The organism is Scytonema sp. PRP1 (assembly GCF_036697665.2).
Taxonomy (GTDB): domain Bacteria; phylum Cyanobacteriota; class Cyanobacteriia; order Cyanobacteriales; family Nostocaceae; genus Kalymmatonema; species Kalymmatonema gypsitolerans.
In genome coordinates this window covers 111,653-137,307 of record NZ_JBAHYJ020000014.1, presented here as the reverse complement: position 1 = coordinate 137,307, position 25,655 = coordinate 111,653, and the positions used below count along the sequence as shown (strand labels likewise).

Sequence of the window (25,655 nt, the reverse complement as noted above, 5' to 3'; positions counted from 1 at the left end):
GTTGTGGGTGTGTCGGGGGAGGGGCTAGTGGTGTGACTCTACCCATAGGTGTCAACAATCACGTTCAAAGGTTTATTCCACGTTGATTTCACCCCACCCCTTAATCCCCTCCCCTTGCTAAGGGGAGGGGAGGTTTTGGCGTTAGACAAAACCGGGGTGGGGTAACGCCAAGGGCGATCGCATGGACGAATCATGGTTAGGCGATACCTTTCCTGCGGAAGGCTACGCGAACGGTAAGCTCCGCTAACGCGCAAACGGAATCATAAGCTGTTCCACATTTAAATTGCATAATTAGGGCGGGCAAGATGCCCACCCCACAAGAGTTACAAAAATTTTAAATATGCAAACTAGATGTGGTTTAGCTTACTCAGGCGATCGCTCATGCACAAAGCCGCCAAAGAGCGATTGCGCGGAGCGCACTGCCGGAGGCGATCGCTCAACACACTTACACTAGGCGTGCTGTAGGCGATCGCTCATGCACAAAGCAGCCAAAGGGCGATGACGCGGAACGTCCGGTGTAGGCGATCGCGCTTCTGGGATTTGAGATTAAGCTACTATGTTGCTAGGAATAATTTGTACTACTAAATGTGTTAGCCGATTCCTCCTTCTATAGCTGCCCAGGTTTTAGGTCCGACAATTCCATCCGGCGTCAAACCATGACTTCTTTGGAAATTCTGAACAGCCGCTTCGGTTTTCGCACCAAATATGCCGTCGGCTGCTATATGGTAGCCATGAGCATTTAGATACTCTTGCAGACGTTTGACATCTGCACCTTCGCTACCAAGACGCAGAATTGGCTCAGAAATAGTAGACATAATTTTCTCCTTTGTGTTATTTGAGTAAAGTTGAACAATGAAAGTTACAGCGTTTTTCAAGTAAATAAACCACGGGGTAGGGGCACGGCATTGCCGTGCCCCTACAAAAATCTGTGGTTCAATTAGCTGAAAATAGCTGTAAGCTTTTTTGAGCTAAGCTTTGTGTATTCTGAATCGGTGTAAGCATGAATTAACTTATGCACCGAAGGAATAGAAATGGAAAACAATGCTCTTCAATCGCTGACAAACTGAACGCCTTGGGCAATATACACAACGACTTGTTTGTAAAGTGCGTCATTTCTAGTTAGGTTAAGGAGTCACTCCTTAACCTACAAAGGCTAGCTTCACTCTTTAGCCTTAGCAGCTTCGCCTAAAGCATCCCAGGTATTTGGACCAACAATACCATCTTGTTTTGAAGGGTCTTGACCAAACCAAAAACGTTGAAACTGAATTACAGCATTCTTTGTGTTTTGACCGAATTTAGCGTCGAACTGATCCTTGTCAAGATAATTAAAAGTAATCAGCAGTTGTTGTAGCAATCTCACGGCTTCTCCTGTGTCACCGTTTTGCAGTACTGGTAAGGTTGCAGATTGAATTGCAGTTGTCATGATTTAGACTCCTTGAATTATCTTTTTGGTGTTGATTTTTTTCTGATGTTTGCCACAGATAAACCGTCATATGTGTTGGCTTGGTGTTTATCTGTAGTTGGAATTATTGAGGTTTGAATTATTCGGTTTTGGGGTGGAGTAAGTGACTCCAGAAGCTACTATGATTGACCTGCAGGAGAGTGTCTATAACCAAAATCACCCAAGGCACGCCAAGTCAAATTACCGACTTTTCCATCGCCTTCCAAAGTACCATCAAACTGGTTTCGGTATGCTTTTTGGAAGGTTATGACAGCTTGCTCTGTGTTTTGACCAAAGTCTGAGTCTTCTTTAATACTTTTAGCATTTTTAATATAAGGCACATAAGCGTTCAGCAGCTGTTGTACTAATTTCACTGCTTGACCATTGCTACCCTTAATCAGAACTGGGAGATTTTGAGATGCCATACTTTACCTCTTCAATTGTTCAGTTGTGTAAATAGTGTTTCCATTGTTCTGTTGGTAATGTTGGAAGACTCACTTTGCTTTGAGATTCGCCTTTCCTTCGCTACCAACCTGCAATAGGTGCAAGTCAATTTGACTTATGCAGTTGTTTGTTCCTCTATCTTCTATTCAGTTCCCAGATTTGAACAGGCAAGTTTAGCCAGTTTAGTATGAACTTAAAGAACGAATGTTGTTATTTCATATCTTGCACCTACACTCTATAAGCGTGTAGGTATACAAAGAAAGCCTACGTAAGCAGGCTGGAAAGGCTTGTATTGTCGTATATGAGGGAAAATATTATTGTTTTTATAAACACTTAACGAAGTATGTATATACTTGGCTGTAAGATGGCAACTTATCTTACTAAATGTGAATAAAACGGTTGGAAACACGAATTGTATTGAAACGAACAAAATTAAGCCATTGCACATTTATTTGTTATGGCTGTCATTATTAAGGAAATTCAAACCCAAACAAATAGCTGCAACAGTTCCCGCTACAGAAATTTCTCCTTTAAGGATTTTATCCCTAACTGATTCCACAGGAATAAGGAGAACTTCTATCTCTTCTGTAATATCTAGTTTTTGTTCTCCGGACTTTATCACATTTTCTGCTAAAAATAAATGTACTTTATTTGTATCTTTGGTAGGGTTGTCATATAGCGTTGCTATTTTTGTCACCTGTTGGGCGATATAACCAGTTTCTTCTTGCATTTCTCGCACAGCTGCGGCTTCAGCACTCTCTTGTGCAGGGTTGAATCTGCCAGCAGGGAGTTCTAACAAAAATTCATCTACCGCATATCTATATTGCCGTACGAAAACAATCTCTCTGCTGCTGGTAATAGGTAAAATTACAGCAATTTCTAGTCTAATATTTACAAAATAATCATCTATAATTCTACCATTGGGTAATTGTATTTCATCTTGTCTAACTTGGCACCAGTGATGATCCAAGACCATTTTGGAGCGCAAAAGTTTCCATTTTTTTAAGTTTGTCATAGAAAAACTAGATACCAAAATATGTAAAAAGGTAATAGCAAAAATTTAGAATTGTAAAAAAGTATAACAGAGACTCAATGTGGGTAAAAAACTAAACTAAGCTTTGATGTCAAAACGAAAGCAAGTATACCGTAATATCATGCATTATCATGCAAATTCAAGTAGAAATATTTACCGTAAACAAGCGCTTTCCTTTGACCATCAGTCGCGGCACAACGGCACAAACGACGAATGTATGGGTGAGGATTTCGCAAGATGGGATTGAAGGCTGGGGGAAGCATCGCCATTCAGTGTGGGCACTCATCCGCAATCAACTGAGATCATAAAAGATGCTTTGCTGCAAGTCGCGCCTTCTTTGCAAGCATTCAGCCCATTGCAAAGGCAAGAAATCGAGCAAGTGTTAACAAAAGCGCTTGTTCCCTCATCTGTAAAGGCGGCGCTGGATGTAGCTATGCACGACTGGTTGGGAAAGCGTGTGGGGTTACCTCTGTGGCAGATGTGGGGGCTGAATCGCAACGCCATAGTACCAACTTCAGTAACAATTGGTATCAATTCGCCTCAAGGGGCTAGGGCTAGGGCGCGGGATTGGTTGCAATTGACCGATGTGCGTGTTTTGAAGATAAAGTTGGGTAGTCCGGATGGCATTGCTGCAGATCAGAAAATGTTAATGGCAGTGCGAGAAGAAGCACCAGCGTTAGAGCTGTACGTTGATGCAAACGGGGGTTGGAGTTTGGAAGATGCAGTACTTATGTGCAATTGGCTTGTCGATATAGGTGTAAAGTATGTAGAGCAGCCATTGCCAAGAGGGCAGGAAGAAAATTTAGCCGAATTGAAGAAGCAAATTTCTCTACCTATTTTTGTCGATGAAAGTTGCTTTAATAGCTCCGATATTCCAAAATTGGCAAACTGTGTGGATGGAATTAATATCAAACTCATGAAATCAGGGGGCTTAACCGAAGCAATGCGGATGGTACATACAGCGCGGTCACATGGGTTACAAGTGATGTTCGGTTGCTATTCCGACAGTACGCTAGCGAATACAGCTTTCTCACAACTTGCACCACTAGCTGACTATCTCGATTTGGATAGTCACCTGAATTTAATAGATGACCCTTTTATAGGTGCATTTGTACAGGACGGGAGAATTTTACCAAACGATTTACCAGGGTTGGGGGTACAACGCAGTGCGTCTGGCGCTTAATCAACGGATCGCTATCCTATTGCATGAGGGAATCAAGGGACCTTATGGCAAAACTGGGCTGTCAATTTTACGCTATGCTGAAGCCCCAATCGTAGCAGCGATTGATCGCGAATGTGCAGGCAAATCCTTGACCGAATTAACAGGTATCAAGCGTGATGTGCCGATAGTCTCATCGGTTGCAGCAGCACTGGAGTACAAACCGGAAGTTTTAGTTATTGGCATTGCGCCCAAAGGCGGCGCTTTGCCAGATGATTATTGGCATGAACTCAAGGACGCTGTCACAGCTGGGATGTCGGTGGTGAACGGCTTGCACACACCTCTGGCAACCATACCGGAGTTAAAGACACTGCTGAAACCTGGGCAAGTTATTTGGGATGTGCGCAAAGAACCAGCTAATATCGGTGTTGCCAGCGGTATGGCACGCACTCTCCCGTGTCGGCGGGTTTTGACTGTAGGTACCGATATGGCAGTTGGCAAAATGTCAACTAGCCTAGAGTTACATTGGGCGTCACGACTGCGGGGCTGGCATACTAAGTTCCTTGCCACAGGTCAAACTGGTTTGATGTTAGAAGGGGATGGTGTGCCATTGGATGCAGTGCGGGTGGACTTTGCCGCCGGTGCTGTAGAACAAATGGTCATGCGCTATGGTAAAAACTACGACATTCTGCACATTGAAGGACAAGGTTCGCTGCTGCACCCGGGTTCCACAGCAACGTTACCTTTGATACGTGGTTCGCAACCAACACAGTTGATACTGGTACATCGTGCCGGACAAACTGAAGTCAGGAATGTTGGTGTTTCAATTCCGCCTTTAACAGAAGTGGTAAGGCTTTACGAAATGGTCGCCAGTGCAGGTGGTGCCTTTGGACTTGTACCTGTGGTAGGTATCGCTCTTAACACTGGTCATATGGATGAGTCACAGGCATTGGATGCGATCGCCCAAACCGAGGCTGAAACTGGTCTACCTTGTACCGATCCAGTCCGGTTTGGCGCAGGTAAGTTGTTGGATGCTGTGATGCAGGGGTGAGCTTTTTTGCCTCGGTGTGACCTCTCCCTAACCCCTCCCCTAAGAGGGGAGGGGAATAAAAAACCCCCCTTCCCCCGTAGGGAAGGGGGTTGGGGGTTAGGTTTTTCGGGGGTGTGGGAGGGTGCGATCAGACTTGTGCTAGTATGATAAGCGCCATTTGCGACTTTTTTATACAAAAAATTATTATGAGTGATTATTTTGACCTTCCCTTGGTTAAAGATGCAACTAGATCACAAAGTGAAAGTATACAAACTATTGTTAACAGGTTGGAGAATCGGGAGGTTTACATTCCTGACTACCAGCGGGATTGTGACCAGTGGGATGACCGGAAAAAGTCACTTTTCATTGAATCTTTGTTAAATAATTTAACTATTCCTGCTTTCTTTTTTTGTGAAGACGATAACGGTGATTCTGAGGTCATTGATGGACAGCAAAGACTGACCACTATTTTACAGTTCTCTAAAAACGAACTCAAGATTAGTGATGACGATAGTATTGATTACTTACTCCCACAAGCAATTCAATATCGCGGCAAAAATTATAATGAATTACCTAATGATTTAAGAAAAATTTTTAACAAATATCCCCTGACTATTATCTTTTTGCCAAAAAGTATGCCTTTGGGGGTTAAGCTTGAAGTATTTAGAAGAATTAATGAAGGTGGAACTCCACTGACAGGTCAAGATATTCGCCTGGCTTATTACAGTCAATCTAAAAGTGTTTTCTTCATTCGTCTTGCTGGAATACATTGCGATAGTGAGTCGGCAAAGCGTATGATCAATTCTGCACAGGAAAGAGGAATTACAAATCCTTGGGACAGTAATCGACAGGCGAAAACAGAATGGTATAACTGGTGGGGTGGTAAGGAGAAGGCTAAAGGTCAGACACCATCACTGATGTTTCTTTGGTACTTAATCTGCCTTGAGCGCAATAAATTTAACGATATTTTAAATACATCTGGTGGCACAAATCATCTAGGTATTGTATTCCGAGGAACTACGGAAGAAGCTCTAGATATTTACTGCGCTCAACTCCAATATCAAGATTCAGAAGCCAGTAGTCCACCCCTTGTGTCATCCCTGGATGAAATCTCTAATCATTACTTCCCAGAATTTGCTGAATGGATCTATAGGATTCTTTCAAGGGGATTACCAGGGATTAGTGTTGATACATACAAGCAACTAGCTTTATTTATTGCAGGAGCTGTCGAACTGCAAGTATCACCAGATAGCTTATCTAATTCACAGTGGAACAGCTTAGGAAACTTTATTCGTCGTCCTCGGCAGTTAGGTCGAGACATACTCGGTAATAATGATGCCTATCCAGAACCTAAAGGACGATGGACTGGTCAAAGAGGACAAAAGATGCAATGCAATAAAGCAGTGGAAATTGCTGGAATAATTCTGCAAAATAATGTCTGAATCTTTTAAGGGTTTACAGCTATGCGATCCATATCAAAGAACCTTTCCCTTAAGCTGGAAAGAAGCTTATTTCAGGATGAACTTTAATGAGGAGTTGGGGGGTTATGTATGCCCAATATGCAAGAAAGTATTTCGTGGTACAAAAGGATTTGGGCAATTAAGAGCTGATCATATTCATCCGTTTTCCAAGGGGGGACTAACGGTATGGCAAAATCTTCAGCTTCTTTGTGTAAAATGCAATAGCGAAAAGTCAGATAACCTCAGTATTTTAGAATAAGTAGTGTTTGTTTCGCAGTAATCGCATCTTTTCACAAGGCTTTTAATATAGAGAATTTTACATAGCAGAACAATAAGGTGGGCATTGCCCACCCTACTTTTATTATCTAGCGCAGGCTACTAGTTGGCATACCCAAAATATCTTCAATCCTGGGCATCTCTTCCAACGAAATCACTCTTCCTTCATCCTCAAAACCGGCAATTTGATCAAAGTTTAAATACCGATACAAATTATCAGCAAAAGGATGAATTTTATTCGCCACAATGTCCAGATATTCCTGCACAGTGGGAATCCTTCCTAACAGCGCACAAACTGCTGCTAATTCCGCTGAACCAAGATAAACTCGCGCATCTTTACCCATGCGATTATTGAAGTTGCGCGTTGAAGTTGAAAACACAGTTGTACCATCAGCAACCCGCGCTTGATTACCCATGCACAAGCTGCAACCAGGCATTTCTGTCCGCGCACCTGCAGCACCAAAAATGGCATACACACCTTCTTCTTTGAGTTGGTGTTCATCCATGCGAGTTGGCGGAGAAATCCACAGGCGAGTCTTCACTGAACCTGCACCTTCTAACACCTTACCCATTGCGCGATAATGACCGATATTCGTCATACAAGAACCGAGGAAAACTTCTTGCACCGGATCATTGGCAACTTCCGATAATAATTTCACATTATCGGGGTCATTGGGAGCAGCAACAATGGGTTCTTTAATTTCGTTCAAATCAATTTCGATAATTTCCGCGTATTCTGCGTCTGCATCGGCTTCCAAAAGCACAGGGTTTGCTAACCACTCTTCCATCTTGGCAACGCGACGCAAAATCGTGCGGGCATCTTGATAACCCCGTGCTACCATGTTCTTCAACAGCGCTACGTTGGAACGCAGATATTCGGAAACTGTCTCAATACTCAGCTTAATCGTGCAACCAGCACAAGAACGTTCGGCGCTAGCGTCGGTGAGTTCAAAAGCTTGCTCAACTTTCAAATCTGGCAAACCTTCTATTTCCATTATCCGCCCAGCGAAGACATTTTTCTTATTCTGCTTCTCTACCGTCAGCAAACCTTTTTGAATTGCCACGTAGGGAATGACATTCACAACATCTCTGAGGGTAACACCGGGTTGCAATTCACCTTTGAACCGCACCAAAACAGATTCTGGCATATCCAAAGGCATGACACCCAACGCCGCCGCAAACGCTACTAACCCGGAACCAGCAGGGAAGGAAATCCCTAAGGGAAAGCGGGTGTGGGAGTCGCCGCCAGTCCCCACGGTATCAGGAAGTAGCATCCGGTTTAACCAGGAGTGGATGATCCCATCGCCAGGGCGTAATGCGACACCGCCACGAGAGGCGAAAAAGTCGGGCAATTCATGATGAGTTTTGATGTCAACTGGTTTGGGATAAGCTGCGGTGTGGCAGAAACTCTGCATCACCAAGTCTGCACTGAAACCGAGACAAGCAAGTTCTTTCAATTCATCGCGAGTCATCGGTCCGGTGGTATCCTGAGAACCAACGGTTGTGATGATCGGTTCGCATGATGTACCGGGATGGACACCGGGTAAACCACAGGCTTTACCCACCATTTTCTGTGCTAAGGTGTAGCCTTTGCCTGTATCAGCGGATTGCTGGGGACGGGTAAAGAGTGCTGTGGGTTCTAAACCCAGTGCTTGGCGGGTTTTATCGGTGAGAGTGCGTCCGATAAGCAGGGGAATACGTCCCCCGGCGCGGACTTCATCTAGGATGGTGTCAGGTTTCAGGGTGAAGGTGGAAATCACTTCGCCAGCTTCATTGGTGATTTCTCCTCTGTAGGGGTAGATGGTAATCACCATGCCGGTTTCCATCTTGGTGACATCGCACTGGATAGGCAAAGCACCAGCATCTTCGGCGGTGTTGAAGAAGATAGGCGCAATAGAACCGCCTAAAATATACCCGCCCGCCCGCTTGTTTGGTACATAGGGAATATCATGCCCCATGTGCCATAACACGGAATTAATTGCCGATTTACGGGAGGAACCTGTACCCACCACATCTCCTACGTAGGCGACGGGATACCCCTTTTTCTTCAACTCAGCAATGGTTTGCAGCGCCCCAGGCATTTTGCTTTCCAACATCGCCAAGGCGTGTAAGGGAATATCCGGGCGAGTCATAGCCTGGGGTGCGGGGGATAAGTCGTCGGTATTCGTCTCGCCAGGAACTTTGAAGACGGTAACGTTGACGAATTCTGGTATCGTCGGACGAACAGTGAACCACTCAGCTTCTGCCCAAGAGTCTATCACCCGCTTGGCGAAGGGATTGGTTTTAGATAATTCCAAAATATCGTGGAAGGCGTCATACACCAGCAAGATTTTGCTTAATGCCACTGCGGCGTATGCTGCTATAGGTTCCTTTCCTTGTCCGCCCATCACCAATGGTGTTTCGGAAGATAACGATACGGATACGGTGGGCGTTTGCAGCAGTTCGATTAATGATTGGACGTTGTAGCCACCCACCATTGTGCCTAGCAATTGCACTGCTTCGATGGGGGCAATTAAGGGGCTGGTGATTTCCTCTTTGGCAATGCCGGTGAGAAACCCAGCTTTGACGTAAGCTGCGGGATCGACTCCAGGGGAAACGCGATCGCGCAACAATTCCAGTAATGTATCCTCTTCACCCGCAGGCGGATTTTTCAGTAATTCGCACAATTCAGATGTTTGATTTGCATCTAAAGGCAGGGGGGAATTCCTAGTGCGGCTCTTTCAGCAACGTGTCTGCGGTATGATTCCAGCATTATCTTCTCCAAATAGTCAGTCCAAAAATTCAGTCGATAACCGCCAAGAAGTCTCCCTTGGTTAAGTTTTTTGTCTAGCAAGGACTTATAATTATCACTGGTTAGCGCCCTAGCTAGTCAAGTTCTTTCCAGTTAGCTATGATTGCTGGCGATTCTTTATTGAGTTGTCCACCTATTTATAAGATAGGATATTTGACTTATCCGTTGCATAGCACCGCTATTGTATATGCCCGAAACTTACACCGTTGAAATTAACCACCAAGGCAAAACTCATACTTTGCAAGTTCCCGAAAATCAAACCGTCCTATCAGTTGCTGATGCAGCTGGTTTAGAGTTACCGAGTTCCTGTCATGCCGGTGTTTGCACGACTTGCGCTGCCCAAATTGTCTCTGGGACTGTGGATCAAAGTGATGGTATGGGCGTGAGTCCAGAACTACAAAAACAGGGCTATGTATTGCTTTGTGTCGCTTATCCTCGTTCCGATTTAAAAATTGAAACCGAAAAGGAAGAAATTGTTTATCAGTTGCAATTTGGTAAATAATGTAGAGACGCACCATGGCGCGTCTTTAGATAAGTCAGGAGTAAAATAATGACAACTCATTTTATTACAGCAGAAATTGACCTACAAGAAACTCCCACAGAACTGCAAAAAGTCATTGAAGCAGAGTTGAAAAAACAGGGAGAACCTTTGCGGTGGGCAATTACATCTGTGGATGTGGAACAACAAGCATGCACTGTTGAAGCTGTTGTCACCACAGAAAGCTAATAGCAAATAGTAAAAACAACTAAGACGCGCCATGGCGCGTCTCTACAACTAACAAATGTACAGACGCTTTGATTCAGCGCGTCTCTACAACTAACGCCATGGCGCGTCTCTACAACTAACAAATGTACAGACGCTTTGATTCAGCGCGTCTCTACAACTTCTTTTGACTTTAAATTTTTGAATTTATTTGTGCGTCCATATACCGCTATCTTAATTGTTCCTACTGGGGTTGGGGCAGCAATCGGGGGTTATGCAGGAGATGCATTGCCAGTTGCAAAGGCTTTCGCACAGGTTTGCGATCGCCTGATCACTCACCCTAATGTCCTCAACGGTGCCAGCTTATACTGGAACTTGTCCAACACTTTGTACGTTGAAGGTTACGGGCTTGACAAATTTGCAGCCTTATGCTGGGGTTTGCGCCCAGTTCACCAAAATCGGATAGGTTTAGTTCTTGATCAAGCAATTGAACCAGAGTTACGGCACAGACACCTGCAAGCAGCGGATGCAGCTAGAGCAACTCTAGGATTATCCTTAACAGATTATGTCATAACTGACGCACCGTTAAATGTGGAATTACGGCAAGCAACTTCTGGGGCAAGTTGGGGAACGATAGGCAACCCAGATAGTTTGTTACGGGCGGCGGAAGTCCTAATTAAGAGGGCGGGGGCAGAGGCGATCGCCGTAGTTGCTCGTTTTCCCGATACTCTTGATGAAGTTGCCGATCAAAACTACCGCCACGGTAAAGGAGTCGATCCCATCGCTGGTGCAGAAGCTGTGATCAGCCATTTGGTAGTGCGAACTTTTCAAATTCCTTGCGCCCATTCTCCCGCATTCTTTCCCCCATCTCTAGATCCAAATTTATCTCCTCGTTCCGCTGCCGAAGAATTAGGCTATACTTTTTTACCAAGCGTGCTTGTTGGTTTGAGCCGCGCACCCCAGTTTATTCCCAAAGCGTCTGATAAATTGTCTGAATTTGGTGACATTTGGGCAAACCAAATTGATGCCGCGATTGTACCAGCAACTGCTTGTGGCAGTAGCGCCTTGCTCACTTTAAGTCACAGTAAGCGATGTCAAATTATTACCGTAGAGGAAAATCAGACTCAAGTACGAGTTCGTCCGGAACCTTTAGGGATAAAATCAATACAGGTGAACTCTTATTTAGAGGCAGTAGGTGTATTAGTTGCCCTGAAAGCAGGCATTAACCCATCTGCTCTTAGCCCAAATATATCTCCTTTACGGTCATTAACTATCTAATTCTCTCCATTTCCCTATCTCCCTTGTCGTCTACTCCTGGTGGTATCCCGTGGCACAACAGCAGAAGCAAGAGCCAGAAATCCCTTATTTGACACGCACTCAAGTGCTGGTGGCGATGGGAGCGACTGCAATTCTTTTGTGGATAATTGCTAAGGTGTGGCTGCAATTTGGTCGCTTTTCCTTAATGTCATGGCGCTGGCACGAAACTGAGTTGCTTTGGGGGGTGTTGTTGGGTTTATGCATTACCGCCTTGAGTGGCTTAGCTTATCGCGTATGGCCTGACTACCGTAGAAGTGCCAATTATTACTTAGAAATGGTACTAAAACCCTTAGCTTTGCCAGACTTGATATGGCTAGGGTTACTACCAGGATTAAGTGAAGAATTGTTATTTCGGGGTGTGATGATACCAGCCTTTGGATACGACCATTTCGCTGTGATCCTCTCAAGTGCTTGCTTTGGTGTATTACACCTAAGTGGTTCCCAACAATGGCCCTATGTGGTTTGGGCAAGCATTGTCGGATTATTTCTGGGTTATAGTGCTCTTTTGAGTGGTAACTTATTGGTGCCAATTGTTGCTCATATCATCACCAATTTGATTTCCAGCTATTTTTGGAAGATTGGGCAGTCTCAGATCATTAAAAATTGATTTTCTTATTCTCGGTGAGATGTTCACCGTTTAGTCGGTGTTGCTTGATAGACTTTGGGAAGATTGTTACTTGCTGCGGAGTTCTCGCACGTGGAATATCAGGGAAACTGGCAACACAACTTCATCGATAACAACGGGGTCAAAATTCATTACGTCACGCAGGGAGAAGGCAAGCTTATGCTAATGCTGCATGGATTCCCTGCATTCTGGTACTCGTGGCGGCATCAAATCCCTGAGTTTTCAGAAAACTACAAGGTTGTAGCGGTTGATCTGCGCGGGCATAACGATAGCGACAAACCCAAAAACAAAAATGCTTATAGAGTGGAAGATGCGATCTCAGATGTGAAAGCAGTTATTGAAGGACTCGGATTTGAAAGTTGTGTCCTAGTTGGGCATAATCGTGGCGGAGCAGTTGCTTGGGAATTTGCCTATACTCATCCTGAAATGGTAGAGCAGCTCATTGTAATGAATGCTCCTCATTTAGCGAAAATCATTTCTGCTTTGCGAACCCCCCAACAGTTACTCCGAAGTTGGTACTTTTTTCTGTTTCAACTCCCCTGGCTACCAGAAGCCTTGTTTCGTCGCTCAGATTATCAATTCCTCAAAGGTGGTTTCACAAATTTCGTAGTTGATAAAGATGTGTTTTCTGCTACAGATCTTGAAATCTACAAAGAGGCTGCAGCCAAACCCGGAGCATTAACTGCAATGGTCAATTGGTATCGCAACTTTTTTCAGTCCTGGTTACTTGACCGAGGTTGGGGAGTTTTGAAAGTGCCAACGTTGATGATCTGGGGCGAGGAGGATGCAGCTTTGGGTAAAGAGTTGGTTGCTGGTACAGAAAACTATGTAGAAAACTTGACAGTTCGCTACGTGCCTGGTCGTCAGGCGGACTGGCGCATCTCTACAAGGTTTAGCAGCCGCAGCAGAAAGTATCGGTTTTGCGACTCGTCCAGTAAAAGCCAGCCTGGACAAATTGGCACAACAACCCCTACCAGCGATCGCCCACTGGCAAGGCAAGCATTACATCGTCGTCTATGAAATCACTCCTAAACGGGTGATTGTCGGCGATCCTGCCATCGGTCAACGCACCCTCACTTATGCTGAGTTTAAAGCAGGGTGGACTGGTTATGCCTTATTAGTGCAACCGACAGCAGAACTCAAAGAAAGCCAAGAAGCGAGTACACCATTCTGGCAGTTGTGGGAGTTAGTCAAACCACATTGGCAAGTCCTGGTGGAAGTCTTCATTGCTTCGGTATTTATCCAGGTGTTTGGACTAGTCACACCTCTGTTCACCCAGTTACTGTTAGACAGAGTGATTGTCCAAGGTAGTACCCTCACCTTAACTGCCATTGGGTTAGGGTTGCTGATTTTTGGTTTGTTCCGCGTCGCCATGAACGGACTACGACAATACCTGCTAGATCACACAGCGAACCGCATTGGAACTGCGTTGATGGTAGGTTTTATCAAACATACCTTCCGCCTTCCTCTAGCCTTTTTTGAGTCGCGTTACGTCGGCGATATTGTTTCTCGCGTTCAAGAAAACCAAAAAATTCAGCGTTTCCTGACTGGCGAAGCACTGTCAATCATTCTTGATTTACTGACGGTGTTTATCTATGTGGGTTTGATGTTTTGGTATAGCTGGCAAATGGCATTGTTAGTGCTGTTGATTGTGCCGCCATTTTTTATTCTGGCGCTGCTTGCTACACCTTTGTTCCGCCGCATCAACCGTGAAGTTTTTAATGCTTTAGCCAACGAGAACAGTTATTTAATTCAAGCCCTGACAGGAATTCGCTCGATTCGCTCAATGGCAATTGAACAAACGGTGCGCTGGCGTTGGGAAGAACTGCTAAATAATTTGATAAAAAAAATGTTTGGCGCACAAGTCATTGCTAACCAACTGCAAGTTTTCAGTTCTAGCATCGAATCAGTGGCAAATACAGCATTATTATGGTTTGGAGCATGGCTAGTGATTCACAACCAACTGACAATTGGGCAACTCGTTGCCTTCAATATGTTGTTGGGTAACATCATTCATCCTTTCCAACGCTTGACAGTACTGTGGAATCAATTACAAGAGGTGATGGTTTCCACCGAACGGATTAATGATGTTCTAGACGCCGAACCAGAAGAAGACTTACAACATCAACCACGCCAATCTTTGCCAAGACTGCGGGGTTACATTCGCTTTCGTGATGTGACTTTCCGCTATCACCCAGAAAGTGATATCAACGTACTGGAAAACCTCAGTTTTGAAATTCAGCCTGAGCAAACCGTAGCGGTTGTAGGGCGTAGCGGTTCCGGGAAAACAACCCTTTCCAAGCTGATTTTAGGTTTATATACCCCGACAAATGGCAAAGTATTGATTGATGGTCATGATGTGACGAGTCTTCAGATGCGATCGCTACGACAACAAATTGGTGTTGTCGATCAAGAAACCTTTTTGTTCGGCGGTACGATTCGGGAAAACATTAGCATCGCTCACCCAGAAGCCACTTTAGAAGAGATTACCCAAGCGGCGGATCTAGCAGGGGCTTCGGAATTTATTCAGCAATTACCTATGGGTTACGAAACCCAAATCGGTGAAGGCGGCGGAATGCTCTCTGGTGGACAACGCCAACGTCTAGCAATTGCTCGTGCTTTATTAGGTAATCCCCGGTTGTTAATTTTCGATGAAGCAACCAGTCACCTCGATGCAGAATCAGAACGCATCATTCAAAACAATTTGAAAACAATTCTCCAAGGACGTACCAGCTTGATTATTGCCCATCGACTTTCTACCATTCGCAATGCTGACTTGATTCTGGTGTTAGATCAAGGTGTTTTGGTGGAAAGCGGTACTCACAAGGAATTAATCGCCAAAAAAGGTCATTACTACTACCTCAATCAACAACAACTTGCTCAAGTAGGTTGACAGTATTCCTTTGATCACAAACTATGCCTCATCCATCCAATAATTCATCATCACCATTCACCCCAACCGATGATCAGCAACTGAGCACTCCACCTAATTCAGTTGAGGAAAATAATGCTGTAGCAGTTAATGCCAAAGATTGGTTTTACGGTACAGAGGAATTACTAGATGCTTTACCTCGTCTTTGGACGCGTTCTTTGCTGTATTTGCTGATAGGTTTTAGTGCGATCGCCTTACCGTGGGCTATGCTGTCTCAAGTTGATGAGACAGGAACTGCTAGAGGACGTATCGAACCACTAGGCGCAACGCAAAGATTAGATTCTCAAGTCACCGCCAGTATCACTGCTGTGAGGGTGAAAGAAGGAGAGCAAGTTCGAGCCGGACAGTTACTGGTAGAACTACAGTCAGATGTACTGCAAACCGATTTTAAACAGGCGCAGGCAAAGCTAGAAGGACTCATAAATCGGCACTCACAACTAGAACTCATCAAAAACCAATTGCTACTGGCAATTCAGGTTCAACAGCAACAAAACCAATCCCAAGGAAAAATAGAAACTTTTGAATTGGAAATCTCCCTGAATCAGGCTCATATCCAATCTGGTAACAAACATATTCCCTTAACCCCTGGTCAGACAGCAACGGCAGAAGTGATTGTTCGTCAGCGACGCGTGATTGATTTCATTTTAGATCCGTTTAAAAAGCTGCAAAAAGGTGGTTTAGAGCTTTAACTAACAGTTAACGAGTTATCCGTTATTAGTTACCAATGATAACTGTTGACTATTTTAATAGTATCTGGACTCAGAACTGACGCAGAAATTGACTCTAAACCTGGTTTCTTTCGTACCCATCAAAAAAATTGTTAATAATCAGAGGAATAAGATGATGTTAAAAGTGTTGAATGTCTCTGGGAAAGATATGCTAGAACAACTGAAACTTTCCTGCCAGGTTCCTGGTTTATTAGATGCGATCGCAACACGCAAGATTATTTATGATGCTGCAAGAGTTGCAGGTATTAAAGTAGAAGTACAAGAACTCCAACAGTCAGCCGATAGCCTTATTCAAGAGAAATTCAAGGAGTTGAAAATAGTTAATTTGTCTAAAATAAAGGAATTTTGTCTTCTAGTTTGTCAGGGTAAAAAAAGTAATTTTTGGTTTGATGATTATTGAGCCGACATAGCAAGATTGTAGAGAAATCTTGCTTCAAGACATAATTAAAGGATTTTTGTCTTTCAAACTGGTCGTGTGGCAAAAATAGACAATGAGTGCGATGTGGGTTCTTGGCAACTTTGGCATGCTCGAAAGTGCCTGCAAGTGGCTAATTCAACAATGTTTCAAAGGAGCATTTTGCGATTGTCCAGCAAGGGCGAATCGCAAAAAGCGCCCTTGCTGGACAATCGCACTCCGTGCAGTTAGTTGCCCTGTCCCAGAGGGACAGGGGACAGGTTTCTAGAAAATTGCCGTGGCAAGAATAGCGATCGCCTGTGGCAAAATCCGATGTTCCTGAACTTGAATCCTAGCGTGGAGTGTTTCTGGTGTATCATCAGGTAGCACTGGCACGGCTGCTTGCATCAAAATCGGACCACTGTCCATCTCTAAACAAACGAGATGCACTGTACAACCAGTAATTTTCACCCCAGAGGCAAGGGCTTCTTCTACAGCACGCCCACCCTTAAAACTCGGTAACAAGCTGGGATGAATATTGATAATTTTGTCAGGAAACGCATCGATAAAAACTGACGTTACCAGTCGCATCCAACCTGCCATAACTACCCATTCCACATCATACTGCCGCAAAGTTTGCACAATTTGCCCATCCAATTCTTCGCGGCTTTTGTAGTCGCGGTGGTTGAGAAGCACAGCAGGGACACCCCAGTTTGCTGCCCGGACTGCGGCATAAGCATCTGGATTGTTGTAGATTAAAACTTGAATTTGGGCGTTTAGTTGCCCATCTTTGATTGCTTGGGCAACAGCCTCAAAATTACTGCCATTCCTAGAAGCCAAAATTCCCAATTTCAAGGGAGATTGTGTCCCGAGTGTGTCAGCACTTATATCGGGAGAAACCAGGCTAAGGGTAGAATCAGGGCGAAGCGTCATAACGGCAGGGAGGATAAATCAGGAGATGCCAAAAATATATACTAAGTCGTGGTTAGATAATGATACAGTTGCCGCCTGGATTTTTCTCACTCCCGCAGTGATTTTTCTGGGCATCTTTATCCTTGGTCCTATTGTCTATTTGTTCTTCCTCAGCTTTACTGCTGGTAATTTCACCTCTACAGGGGCTTACTGGGTGGGGCTTAAAAATTATTGGCGCTTGCTTCTTAATCCGGATTTTTGGCAAGTTCTTGGTAACACTTTTTATTTTACAGTTGCCACGGTCATTCCCAGTCTCATTATTCCTTTAGGACTGGCAGTGCTGTTAAACCGTAGCATAGCATTACGCGAAGCCTTGCGAACCACCTATTTCTTACCTTCAATCATTTCTCTGGTAGCCGCAGGTTTAGGGTTTCGCTGGTTGTTTCAACCAGAAGGACCAGTGAACGCACTCTTAAATAGTGTTGGCATTTCGTCAATTTCCTGGCTAGGAGACACCTTTTGGGCAATGCCAGTGCTAATTATATTAAGTATTTGGAAACAACTGGGTTTCAATATGGTGGTGTTCTTGGCAGGGTTGCAAGCAATTCCTCCAAGTCGTTACGAAGCGGCGGAACTTGATGGCGCGAATTCTTGGCAACAATTTTGGTATATTACCCTACCCGGATTACGACCGACTTTAATATTTGCCACAGTCACAACTGTGATTTTCACGTTGCGGAGTTTTGAACAAGTTTATGTAATGACTGGTGGTGGTCCTTTGAATTCTACTAATTTACTCGTTTATTACATTTATCAAGAAGCTTTTGGTCAATTTGATTTTGGTTATGCAGCCGCCGCCGCAACTGTACTGTTAGCAGTAACGCTGGTGCTAGTGTACTTACAGTTGCGAACTTGGGGTGAGGAAAGTTAGGAATTATGAATTACAGCGCTTATTCTTATGATCACACTACAAATCGTAGGGTGGAGAGAAGTTAAAAAAGTTAAATCTAGCAGCAACAGCGGCGTGGAACAAAACCAAGTCACGAACCCCACCCAATAGGTTGGACGACCATTGATAATATTAACTCCTAGACCCAATGCCATTGCTAGATACAGACCAGCAGCAATCAAGCAAATGAAAAAATTTAATGTATACAGTATTTGCCATCGCTCATTTTTAGCATTATTTGCGCCGAATCCGAAAAAAACACTTCCTAGTGCCATACTCATGACACCAATCCATAGCCAAGTTTGAGTCATGTAGAGTTTTTAGCTTTTCACTAATTATTGATTTTTGTAAATGTTGTTTGCAATTATTCCAGTATTGCTATTGAAAAAATGCTTCTAAATGCGTATTTTCAAGTAGCCAAAGTATGTATTCCAATAGTATTAAATACTATCAAAATACTATCAAAAGGTAGATTATGTTTATTAACTACATCACCTTAATGTTAATTAATTTGGTAGCAGGGCTGTTTCTGCTTGCTGGTTACGTATATTTTGGTCTAAATCGCACCAATCAAAAGCGTTGGGTTCCTGGCTTTGGTATGACAGGGGCAGTAGCACTTGTTACCGGCTTACACATGATTTTCACTTGGCCCGTTACTGGTAGTTTCAATATTGCTTATGGCGAAACAACAGTTTTATTTGGGATTTTATTTATCGGTACTGCGATCGCATTAGCCCAAGGTTGGGATTTACTCACAGTAGCAATCTATGGCTTCTTCGCTGGACTTGCTGCCATTGTAATTGGTGTACGTATTATTAACCTGGGTTTGACAAGGAATCCGTTATTATCAGGAATCGGATTTATCCTCACAGGGTTAGGAGGAGTCTTTGCAGCACCAACACTGTATTTCCAATCGATACGCACTTTGCGGATCATTGGCGCAATAGTACTGGTAGCTGCTGCTTTAATCTTCGCTTTCACAGGGTATCTAGCTTACTGGGGACATCTTACTGATTACTCCAATTGGAAGCCGTTGCGCATGCAAACACCTTAATGAGTGCTGAGTTGTGAGTACTGAGTAATCTGTTCTAAGTCCATTTCCTAAACACGACTTTAGCTATTTGCTAAAATATTAAGCTTTCCTGACCTTTATCAAAGTATTTTGACACAAAAAAGGACTGTAAGCGCCTAAATTAAGCTTTTTACTGATTTTTATTAATTTTTTCGTAATTTTTTTGAGATTTTTACTCAGCATATCTACTTCTGGGGTGTAATCTCAAAAATACAATGATTTTCAGTATTTCCAGTTTGGATATGTTACACCCAGAGGTCAATACCATGAGAAACTTTGCTGAAAAACAGGAATTCATTTTCAGTAAAATTACAGATCAATGTTTTCAACAAAGGGATTTAAGTGGATGCGACTTAAGTGGAATCGATTTGAGAGCAGTCGATTTAAGTGGAATTAACTTGATAGGAGCAGATTTGCAAAGCGCAAATCTCAGTGGAGCAGTCCTCACTGGTGCAAACCTAAGTGGCGCAAATTTAATGCAAGCCAATCTACAGGACGCTTATTTGTATGAAGTTTCTTTGTGTGAAGCTAACTTGACTGCTGCTGATTTAACCCATGCAAATTTGTGCGGGGCTTTTTTATGGCGAGTGAAATTATGTGGAAGTAAGCTATGGGGAGCTTCCTTGTGTGATGCTGATTTAAGCGAAGCCGACTTAACCGAAGCTAAATTAGTTGAAGCATCGCTCATCGAAGCCAATTTAGTGAGAGCGAATCTCACAGGCGCACAGCTATGTGGAGCGATGCTGCTAGAAGCAAATTTGAATCAAGCTAACTTAACTGCTGCTGACTTAACATGGGCAAATCTCATGGAAGCAAACTTGAGTGAGGCAAACCTTTGGGAGGCAAATTTGACGAATGCAAAACTACAAGGTGCTATCATGCCTGACGGAACAATTCACCAACCTCAAATATTCTTTTTTTAATTTAGGGAAAGTGACTCGTCTTTAGTGTAGAGACGTGCGATGGCACGTCTCTACAAATAGTCTCTACAAATAGTCTCTACAAATAGTCTCTACAAATATAGCGCTTCTCACTCGGATGAAATACATATTTTGTGGGGTGGGCATCCTGCCCGCCCTCAATTTAAGACGGGCTAGAACCCCATCCTACAAGAAAAGGTTGTATTGCACTCAATTAAGAACCGCTATAGTCTCTACAAATAGTCTCTACAAATAGTTAAAATTCTCGTTGCGAGAAAATAAAGATAGCTATTGCTAACAGTAGGATAGTGTATATTAACCCATAGACAGCATTTAAAATCAGTGACATCGCGTCAGGTAGCGCAGCCAAACCATACACAGCTTCATTTTTTAAATCTAATCGAGATAAATCTGGCAAGACAAGATACAAAGCTTGAATGATGCGTCCAATGTTAGGATTGCTACTTAAACGACTCACTTGTAGTAGATCTTTGGTAAAGTTACCCACCAGATACACTGCAAATGTTAAAGCTGTCGCTAACAAGGAACTCGTAAATACACCCAAGGTCATCGCCACAGCAGTTATTAAAGATAACTGTAAAAATAGAAAAATTGTGGCAAGAAGAAGACTTGCCACAGGATAAGGAATATTCCTAAATTGCAAAAATCCTAGGTAAATCACCGTCATGGTGACGATGAGTAGCGCTAGCACTGCTAAGGCACCAAAGTATTTGCCAACAATCAATTCACTGCGGCTTAAAGGTTTGGCAATTAATAGCAAAACAGTGCGTTTCTCAATTTCTTTGTTAATCAATCCTGTGCCAACAAATATAGCAACAATTAAGCCCAGGAAACTCATCACCGCCAAACCAAAGTCTAAAAACATTTTGTCCTCTGTGGTGGCGGCAAATTCAGGAAGTAAGAGCAGGGCGGCTGCGAGTATTAAAGCATAAAAACCAATAATGTAAAGGATGCGATCGCGCACCACTTCCCGAAACACATTGCTTGCCAATACAATAATTCTGCCAAAATTCATAGGAAATTCGTCATTAATGATTCTCCCCCCTCATCCCCGTCATCTCTTCACTGCTGCGGTGGTGGTGAACCTGCAAAAAAGGAAGTTTTTCTTTCGCACTCAATTTCGGCGATTGTATTTCTCTGCTCGGGTTTCCTGGCTGTTTGACTGGAGGTGCTTCCATCTAACACCGGATCAACTCGACAGGATTTTACGAGGTAATATCCACGGGGATTGGAACTAGGACCCTTCCAGATACTTAGTAAATCCAGTTTGTATCCGTCCTTGACACCGGATATACGCGGTTCAACGCCCCATAAAGACCTTTCTTCATATTCTGCCAAGTTTGTTTCTATGACTTGCCTGCCTAAGTTGCCCACCCTTTGTCTAGCATCGATTAACCACTGCTCTACTTGCGACCAGGGTTGTCCAGCTATTTGTGCTTCCACTTGCGAAGTCAGTTTATCTAAAATTAGAACGCCATTTTTCGGAATTTTGTCAGTAGGTTGTGTTTTGACAACAAAGGCACTGTCCTGATAATTATCTACTAGCAGACTGGGATATTCATTGATCCAATTCTCTGTCACAAAATAGAATTGTAACCAGCAACTGATTACCATACAACTGCCAAGTAACATAATGATTTTTTGGCGGTCTTCTATCTTCGGAAGTTGAGCTTTTGCTTCTGTACCAGTTCCTTCAAAAAATTCTGGAATTGCAGTAATGACTGCCGAAATTGTTGGCCAGAGAACAATTGTTCTTGGTGTAAAAACATCTTCTTGATTACCAAAGGCAAAAACACTGACTAAGAATCCAGTGATCACTGCCCCTATTGGCATATTGGTACCAGGAATGAGTAACGGTTTGTCTGTCGTATACCAAGCAGTACCAAAAATTAAAAATAACCAGCCGCCAAATGCAATTATATCTTTGATATAACCTGTAGAAAGAAATGACATTAACCAAGAAAAAATACTGAGATAAATTAAAGTCTGCCAGGAGTAAGCTCTCGGCGGAATAAATATCTTTTTTATTCGCTCGTAAACGTCTTCAATGATTCCAAATAAACCAAAAACATCTCTCAATATTTGCATATTCTCTCCTTGAATTCTGGTTGAAAATTATTTAACTATCATCGAAAATACAATCCATCAAATTGGATATTTTTTTACGTATTAACCGAGCGAATAAATAAGATGATTGCTATCAAACTATAGCTGAGTGCATTCCCTATAAGTATTGTGGTTACTACATTGGTATTTTGCCATTTACTCTTCAAAGCACGACGGGAATTACGCCGTTGTTGAATTTGTTGGGGTTGCGGTTCAGCTTTTTTGAGTTCACTTAATAACAATAACAAGATTCTCAACAAAAAATACTTAACTAAAAAAGTCCCAAAGAAAATTATAAAAGCCGTTAAAATGATTAATGTTTGTATAGTTGGGGCTTGTAAACGATTGAAAAAAATAAAGTTGATTAATTCTGATTTTATTTGTGCAGGTAACACTGGATCGAGCAAGAAAAATATGATCCAACCAATGACATTGGAAAAAAGATTGATAGAGACGGCATAAAAAGTACTCGTCTTTTTGTCAAATTTTAGCCTTGTATTTAAGACATACGCTTCGAGAGGAATTGCTACTAGTAAAAATAAAAAATTAAACAAAATTGCTCCAAGGGGAAAAATGCGGGGAAGTGGAAGTTCAGGAATTTCAAACATAAACAAGTCATCGCTAAGGTGTAACTTTAAGAGAGTATAACCGTAATACTGAGCGTGATGCGGGCAATTATCTCATTCTTCCAGTCTTTTACCATGTTTTTGTTTTAGTATTTCGTTGTTGCTTTTGTTGCTTTTCTTCATATATCTCCATACCTTGTGGGGTGTGAAGAATCCCTACACCTCGCAACGCCCTTCGGGTATGCCTTTCCTTCTCAAAAGCGGAGACGCTACGCGTATAGCCCTTCGGGCATGGCTGAGTCCCAAAGGGACACGCTGCGCGAACGCTAAGGCGGAGCCTGCGCTTTGCGCTTACGGAACGCTGCGCCAACAGGACGCTTACTCACCAGTTCCCTGAATCGGGGAAACCCTGGCACAAGACTGGCTGCCGCTACATTAATCCTCTCCAAAACAGGACTTCCTTGGCATGCATAGGCGGGTTAACTTGGAAATTCGCTCATTGTAATTCAGAAAAAACCGCCTATGCATGCCTCTCCTAAAGTTCTGTACGGCGCTTCATAAGTACACGCGAGTGGATGTTGTCCTGTGCGTGTCATGGTTTGACTCAACCCTGCACCCTACACCCAAGAGTGCAAAACCTTGGGTAAGATGAAAGACTGCCACGTTACAGCTTTCATTCATATGACAAGGAACGGCATCGGTATTCGCACGGCTCAATTGCGATCCTCACGGCTTACTGGTCAAATTCACGTTTATGATGGCTCCGGGAAAGGCAAGTCACAAGCAGCTTTAGGAGTTGTTTTGCGATCTATTGGTTTAGGGATAAATACTGCCAACAATTCTAACCGTGTTTTGTTGTTGCGGTTCTTAAAAGGACCAGAACGAGATTATGACGAAGATGGGGCGATCGCCGCCTTGCAACGCGGTTTTCCCCATCTTATTGACCAAGTTCGCACGGGCAGAGCAGAATATTTTGGACCAGACGAAATTACGGTTTATGATCGGGCTGAAGCAGCGCGAGGCTGGGATGTGGCTAAAGGTGCACTTGCCTCGGGTTTGTATTCAGTTGTCGTCTTGGATGAAATTAACCCCGTTTTAGATTTAGGTTTGCTTGGAGTCGATGAAGTGGTGCGGACACTCAAATCCAAACCACAGGAGTTAGAAATCATTGCGACTGGACGCGCAGCCCCACAACAGTTGCTAGATATTGCCGATTTACACTCGGAAATGAAACCTCATGTCCACCCAACAGCAAAAGCACAAGGAATACAAGGTATAGAAATTTACACAGGTGCTGGCAAAGGTAAATCTACGAGTGCTTTGGGTAAGGCGTTAAAAGCGATAGGTCGGGGAATCAATCATCCTGGGTCAACTCGCGTATTGATTATGCAGTGGCTAAAAGGTGGCACAGGCTACACTGAAGATGCTGCTATAGCTGCTTTACAGCAGTCATATCCAGAAGTGGTCGATCATCAACGCTGTGGACGAGATGCTATAGTCTGGCGCAACTCCCGTCAAGAAATGGACTACTTGGAAGCAGAACGCGGTTGGGAAATTGCTAAGACTGCGATCGCCTCCGGATTGTACAAGACGATTATCCTTGATGAGCTTAATCCCACAGTTGACTTGGAACTCCTACCAGTGGAACCGATTGTTCAAGCTTTACTCCGGAAACCCCGCGATACAGAAGTTATTATCACTGGTCGCTGCCAAAATCAGCCAGCATACTTTGACCTGGCTAGCGTTCACTCTGAAGTATACTGCCACAAGCACTATGCCAATCATGGCGTAGAACTCAAGCAAGGGGTAGATTTTTAAAATAACAAACAAAGAACTCCGCAGCTAGGAACTCAGAACTCAGCAATGTTTTCTATACCAGTGCGTGGAGAGTCGAGGTTGCAAGAGCGCGGATAAATCTCTAGGATAAGAAAAAAGTATTTTCTTGTTGAAACCCCTTACCTTATGGCATGGGGTTATTCTGTATTCTGAGTCCTGTATTCTGAGTTGTTTTCAATTATGGATAACAATACGCTTGACTTAATCACAGGAGGAGTGGCGATCGCTATTGTCCTAGGCGGCTTCCTCATGATGTTCACCACTGTTTTCACCAGCAAACGCAAGTAAGCAGACAAACATTCTGAAACACTGCCAACGCTATCCATGTCATAAGATGTGCAAGAAGCGCCATATGCAAAGTTTGTGAGTGTGACGAATGTCAAATATTGTTAAGCGCCAATCTCGTAACCGAAAACTCAAGCGAAAGCCCATCGGTTTGCTTTTGGTGATTTTGGGTTGGAGTCTAGCTATGGGATGGCTGTTAGCCTTGGCAACTCATGCGCAAGGGGCAACTCCTACCTCAGAGGTCGGTACCATTGATGTAGTGCCTGCACAATACCAGCTGGGACAACAAGTGTATATAGAAAACTGCTCCACTTGTCACATTGCCCTACCACCTGCTGTTTTGCCTACCCAAACTTGGAAAAATCTCCTGGAAGACACACAACATTACGGCGCACAGTTAAAGCCTTTGGTCGATCCGCCACGGATTTTAGTATGGAGGTATATTACAGCTTTTTCCCGTGTCCAACTACAAGACGAGCAAACACCATATCGCGTCAATAGCTCTCGGTATTTCAAAGCTTTGCATCCCAAAGTCAAACTACCCAACCCAGTAGAGATTGGCAGTTGTGTGACCTGTCATCCCAGTGCGGCGGACTTTAACTTTCGTCGCCTGACTCCAGAGTGGGAGAACTCGCAGTAATCGAGTGACCAGGAC

At 43.6% G+C, this 25,655-nt stretch carries 24 protein-coding genes and 3 pseudogenes; 17 read left to right on the top strand and 10 right to left on the bottom strand.

Annotated elements, in window-relative coordinates:
- Positions 1-590: 590 nt before the first annotated feature.
- The 4 genes from V5G28_RS02375 to V5G28_RS02360 all read right to left on the bottom strand — a co-directional run bounded on the left by V5G28_RS02375 (position 591) and on the right by V5G28_RS02360 (position 2,900).
- Positions 591-815, bottom strand: a complete 225-nt coding sequence (locus V5G28_RS02375; protein ID WP_332992939.1) for a peptidoglycan-binding domain-containing protein — start codon at positions 813-815, stop codon at positions 591-593.
- 344 nt (positions 816-1,159) lie between these two features.
- Entirely contained in the window at positions 1,160-1,423 is a 264-nt protein-coding gene (locus tag V5G28_RS02370; RefSeq protein WP_332992937.1) for a peptidoglycan-binding domain-containing protein, read from the bottom strand.
- Positions 1,424-1,581: 158 nt separating this feature from the next.
- Positions 1,582-1,866 (bottom strand): peptidoglycan-binding domain-containing protein, encoded by a 285-nt coding sequence (locus V5G28_RS02365; RefSeq protein ID WP_332992934.1) that lies wholly within the window; start codon positions 1,864-1,866, stop codon positions 1,582-1,584.
- 467 nt (positions 1,867-2,333) lie between these two features.
- Entirely contained in the window at positions 2,334-2,900 is a 567-nt protein-coding gene (locus V5G28_RS02360; protein ID WP_336229495.1) for an NUDIX hydrolase, read from the bottom strand.
- A gap of 149 nt (positions 2,901-3,049) precedes the next feature.
- Here V5G28_RS02360 and V5G28_RS02355 point away from each other — a divergent pair.
- The 4 genes and pseudogenes from V5G28_RS02355 (at position 3,050) to V5G28_RS36555 (ending at position 6,826) form a co-directional block, all read left to right on the top strand.
- A pseudogene (locus V5G28_RS02355) lies at positions 3,050-4,101 on the top strand (dipeptide epimerase).
- Positions 4,085-5,128 carry a DUF1611 domain-containing protein gene (locus V5G28_RS02350; RefSeq protein ID WP_332992932.1) on the top strand — a complete coding sequence of 348 codons (1,044 nt, stop codon included), beginning with the start codon at positions 4,085-4,087 and terminating at the stop codon, positions 5,126-5,128. The pseudogene V5G28_RS02355 and the gene V5G28_RS02350 overlap by 17 nt, the downstream one beginning before the upstream one ends.
- Positions 5,129-5,313: 185 nt before the next feature.
- Positions 5,314-6,549 carry a DUF262 domain-containing protein gene (locus V5G28_RS02345; RefSeq protein ID WP_332992930.1) on the top strand — a complete coding sequence of 412 codons (1,236 nt, stop codon included), beginning with the start codon at positions 5,314-5,316 and terminating at the stop codon, positions 6,547-6,549.
- Positions 6,542-6,826 carry an HNH endonuclease gene (locus tag V5G28_RS36555; RefSeq protein ID WP_442994197.1) on the top strand — a complete coding sequence of 95 codons (285 nt, stop codon included), beginning with the start codon at positions 6,542-6,544 and terminating at the stop codon, positions 6,824-6,826. The genes V5G28_RS02345 and V5G28_RS36555 overlap by 8 nt, the downstream gene beginning before the upstream one ends.
- Positions 6,827-6,932: 106 nt before the next feature.
- On the opposite strand, the pseudogene acnB reads toward V5G28_RS36555, so the two are convergent.
- A pseudogene (gene acnB / locus V5G28_RS02340) lies at positions 6,933-9,595 on the bottom strand (bifunctional aconitate hydratase 2/2-methylisocitrate dehydratase).
- 226 nt (positions 9,596-9,821) lie between these two features.
- Here acnB and V5G28_RS02335 point away from each other — a divergent pair.
- The 8 genes and pseudogenes from V5G28_RS02335 (at position 9,822) to V5G28_RS02300 (ending at position 16,339) form a co-directional block, all read left to right on the top strand.
- Positions 9,822-10,136 carry a 2Fe-2S iron-sulfur cluster-binding protein gene (locus V5G28_RS02335; protein WP_096561647.1) on the top strand — a complete coding sequence of 105 codons (315 nt, stop codon included), beginning with the start codon at positions 9,822-9,824 and terminating at the stop codon, positions 10,134-10,136.
- A 48-nt stretch (positions 10,137-10,184) separates the two neighbouring features.
- Positions 10,185-10,361: a hypothetical protein gene (locus V5G28_RS02330; protein WP_198940827.1), complete on the top strand. Its 177-nt coding sequence runs from the start codon at positions 10,185-10,187 to the stop codon at positions 10,359-10,361.
- A 189-nt stretch (positions 10,362-10,550) separates the two neighbouring features.
- On the top strand, positions 10,551-11,615 hold the full coding sequence (locus tag V5G28_RS02325; protein ID WP_332992961.1) for a DUF3326 domain-containing protein: 1,065 nt from the start codon (positions 10,551-10,553) through the stop codon (positions 11,613-11,615).
- Between the two features lie 49 nt (positions 11,616-11,664).
- A complete protein-coding gene (locus V5G28_RS02320) occupies positions 11,665-12,261 on the top strand; it encodes a CPBP family intramembrane glutamic endopeptidase (protein ID WP_332992927.1) in 597 nt (198 codons plus the stop codon).
- 90 nt (positions 12,262-12,351) lie between these two features.
- A complete protein-coding gene (locus tag V5G28_RS02315; protein ID WP_332992925.1) occupies positions 12,352-13,299 on the top strand; it encodes an alpha/beta fold hydrolase in 948 nt (315 codons plus the stop codon).
- On the top strand, positions 13,193-15,172 hold the full coding sequence (locus V5G28_RS02310) for a peptidase domain-containing ABC transporter (protein WP_332992958.1): 1,980 nt from the start codon (positions 13,193-13,195) through the stop codon (positions 15,170-15,172). Before V5G28_RS02315 ends, V5G28_RS02310 begins: the two co-directional genes overlap by 107 nt.
- A 23-nt stretch (positions 15,173-15,195) precedes the next feature.
- Positions 15,196-15,714 (top strand): annotated as a pseudogene (locus tag V5G28_RS02305) (HlyD family secretion protein); the annotation flags it as partial.
- 337 nt (positions 15,715-16,051) lie between these two features.
- Positions 16,052-16,339, top strand: coding sequence for a hypothetical protein (locus V5G28_RS02300; protein ID WP_332992923.1), 288 nt, complete (start codon positions 16,052-16,054; stop codon positions 16,337-16,339).
- Between the two features lie 279 nt (positions 16,340-16,618).
- Here V5G28_RS02300 and purN read toward each other — a convergent pair whose 3' ends face one another.
- Entirely contained in the window at positions 16,619-17,266 is a 648-nt protein-coding gene (gene purN / locus V5G28_RS02295; RefSeq protein WP_332992921.1) for a phosphoribosylglycinamide formyltransferase, read from the bottom strand.
- Between the two features lie 25 nt (positions 17,267-17,291).
- On the opposite strand from purN, the gene V5G28_RS02290 reads away from it, so the two are divergent.
- Positions 17,292-18,176 carry a carbohydrate ABC transporter permease gene (locus tag V5G28_RS02290; protein ID WP_332992919.1) on the top strand — a complete coding sequence of 295 codons (885 nt, stop codon included), beginning with the start codon at positions 17,292-17,294 and terminating at the stop codon, positions 18,174-18,176.
- On the opposite strand, the gene V5G28_RS02285 is transcribed toward V5G28_RS02290, so the two are convergent.
- Complete coding sequence (locus V5G28_RS02285) at positions 18,173-18,505, bottom strand: bacteriorhodopsin (RefSeq protein WP_332992918.1); 333 nt, start codon at positions 18,503-18,505, stop codon at positions 18,173-18,175. The genes V5G28_RS02290 and V5G28_RS02285 overlap by 4 nt on opposite strands.
- Positions 18,506-18,669: 164 nt before the next feature.
- Here V5G28_RS02285 and V5G28_RS02280 point away from each other — a divergent pair, with 164 nt between their 5' ends.
- Together V5G28_RS02280 and V5G28_RS02275 are read left to right on the top strand one after the other, a co-directional pair.
- On the top strand, positions 18,670-19,248 hold the full coding sequence (locus V5G28_RS02280) for a DUF981 family protein (protein WP_332992915.1): 579 nt from the start codon (positions 18,670-18,672) through the stop codon (positions 19,246-19,248).
- Positions 19,249-19,532: 284 nt separating this feature from the next.
- Entirely contained in the window at positions 19,533-20,189 is a 657-nt protein-coding gene (locus tag V5G28_RS02275) for a pentapeptide repeat-containing protein (RefSeq protein ID WP_332992955.1), read from the top strand.
- 253 nt (positions 20,190-20,442) lie between these two features.
- Here V5G28_RS02275 and V5G28_RS02270 read toward each other — a convergent pair whose 3' ends face one another.
- From V5G28_RS02270 to fraC, 3 genes are all read right to left on the bottom strand, one after another.
- Entirely contained in the window at positions 20,443-21,222 is a 780-nt protein-coding gene (locus V5G28_RS02270; RefSeq protein ID WP_332992913.1) for an ABC transporter permease, read from the bottom strand.
- 47 nt (positions 21,223-21,269) lie between these two features.
- Positions 21,270-22,295, bottom strand: a complete 1,026-nt coding sequence (fraD, locus tag V5G28_RS02265; protein ID WP_096561631.1) for a septal junction protein FraD — start codon at positions 22,293-22,295, stop codon at positions 21,270-21,272.
- A 74-nt stretch (positions 22,296-22,369) separates the two neighbouring features.
- Positions 22,370-22,921, bottom strand: coding sequence for a filament integrity protein FraC (gene fraC / locus V5G28_RS02260; protein ID WP_336229492.1), 552 nt, complete (start codon positions 22,919-22,921; stop codon positions 22,370-22,372).
- 639 nt (positions 22,922-23,560) lie between these two features.
- Here fraC and V5G28_RS02255 point away from each other — a divergent pair.
- On the top strand, positions 23,561-24,697 hold the full coding sequence (locus V5G28_RS02255; protein ID WP_096561629.1) for a cob(I)yrinic acid a,c-diamide adenosyltransferase: 1,137 nt from the start codon (positions 23,561-23,563) through the stop codon (positions 24,695-24,697).
- A gap of 394 nt (positions 24,698-25,091) precedes the next feature.
- Positions 25,092-25,640 (top strand): cytochrome C, encoded by a 549-nt coding sequence (locus tag V5G28_RS02250; RefSeq protein WP_332992907.1) that lies wholly within the window; start codon positions 25,092-25,094, stop codon positions 25,638-25,640.
- Positions 25,641-25,655 lie beyond the last annotated feature (15 nt).

Coding starts and splice junctions, on each gene's coding strand:
- V5G28_RS02270 (WP_332992913.1), bottom strand. CDS start 21,222: ATGAATTTTGGCAGAATTATTGTATTGGCAAGCAATGTGTTTCGGGAA.
- V5G28_RS02250 (WP_332992907.1), top strand. CDS start 25,092: ATGTCAAATATTGTTAAGCGCCAATCTCGTAACCGAAAACTCAAGCGA.
- V5G28_RS02365 (WP_332992934.1), bottom strand. CDS start 1,866: ATGGCATCTCAAAATCTCCCAGTTCTGATTAAGGGTAGCAATGGTCAA.
- V5G28_RS36555 (WP_442994197.1), top strand. CDS start 6,542: ATGTCTGAATCTTTTAAGGGTTTACAGCTATGCGATCCATATCAAAGA.
- V5G28_RS02255 (WP_096561629.1), top strand. CDS start 23,561: ATGACAAGGAACGGCATCGGTATTCGCACGGCTCAATTGCGATCCTCA.
- fraD (WP_096561631.1), bottom strand. CDS start 22,295: ATGCAAATATTGAGAGATGTTTTTGGTTTATTTGGAATCATTGAAGAC.
- fraC (WP_336229492.1), bottom strand. CDS start 22,921: ATGTTTGAAATTCCTGAACTTCCACTTCCCCGCATTTTTCCCCTTGGA.
- V5G28_RS02335 (WP_096561647.1), top strand. CDS start 9,822: ATGCCCGAAACTTACACCGTTGAAATTAACCACCAAGGCAAAACTCAT.
- V5G28_RS02375 (WP_332992939.1), bottom strand. CDS start 815: ATGTCTACTATTTCTGAGCCAATTCTGCGTCTTGGTAGCGAAGGTGCA.
- V5G28_RS02290 (WP_332992919.1), top strand. CDS start 17,292: ATGCCAAAAATATATACTAAGTCGTGGTTAGATAATGATACAGTTGCC.
- purN (WP_332992921.1), bottom strand. CDS start 17,266: ATGACGCTTCGCCCTGATTCTACCCTTAGCCTGGTTTCTCCCGATATA.
- V5G28_RS02300 (WP_332992923.1), top strand. CDS start 16,052: ATGATGTTAAAAGTGTTGAATGTCTCTGGGAAAGATATGCTAGAACAA.
- V5G28_RS02280 (WP_332992915.1), top strand. CDS start 18,670: ATGTTTATTAACTACATCACCTTAATGTTAATTAATTTGGTAGCAGGG.
- V5G28_RS02345 (WP_332992930.1), top strand. CDS start 5,314: ATGAGTGATTATTTTGACCTTCCCTTGGTTAAAGATGCAACTAGATCA.
- V5G28_RS02370 (WP_332992937.1), bottom strand. CDS start 1,423: ATGACAACTGCAATTCAATCTGCAACCTTACCAGTACTGCAAAACGGT.
- V5G28_RS02330 (WP_198940827.1), top strand. CDS start 10,185: ATGACAACTCATTTTATTACAGCAGAAATTGACCTACAAGAAACTCCC.
- V5G28_RS02360 (WP_336229495.1), bottom strand. CDS start 2,900: ATGACAAACTTAAAAAAATGGAAACTTTTGCGCTCCAAAATGGTCTTG.
- V5G28_RS02285 (WP_332992918.1), bottom strand. CDS start 18,505: ATGACTCAAACTTGGCTATGGATTGGTGTCATGAGTATGGCACTAGGA.
- V5G28_RS02275 (WP_332992955.1), top strand. CDS start 19,533: ATGAGAAACTTTGCTGAAAAACAGGAATTCATTTTCAGTAAAATTACA.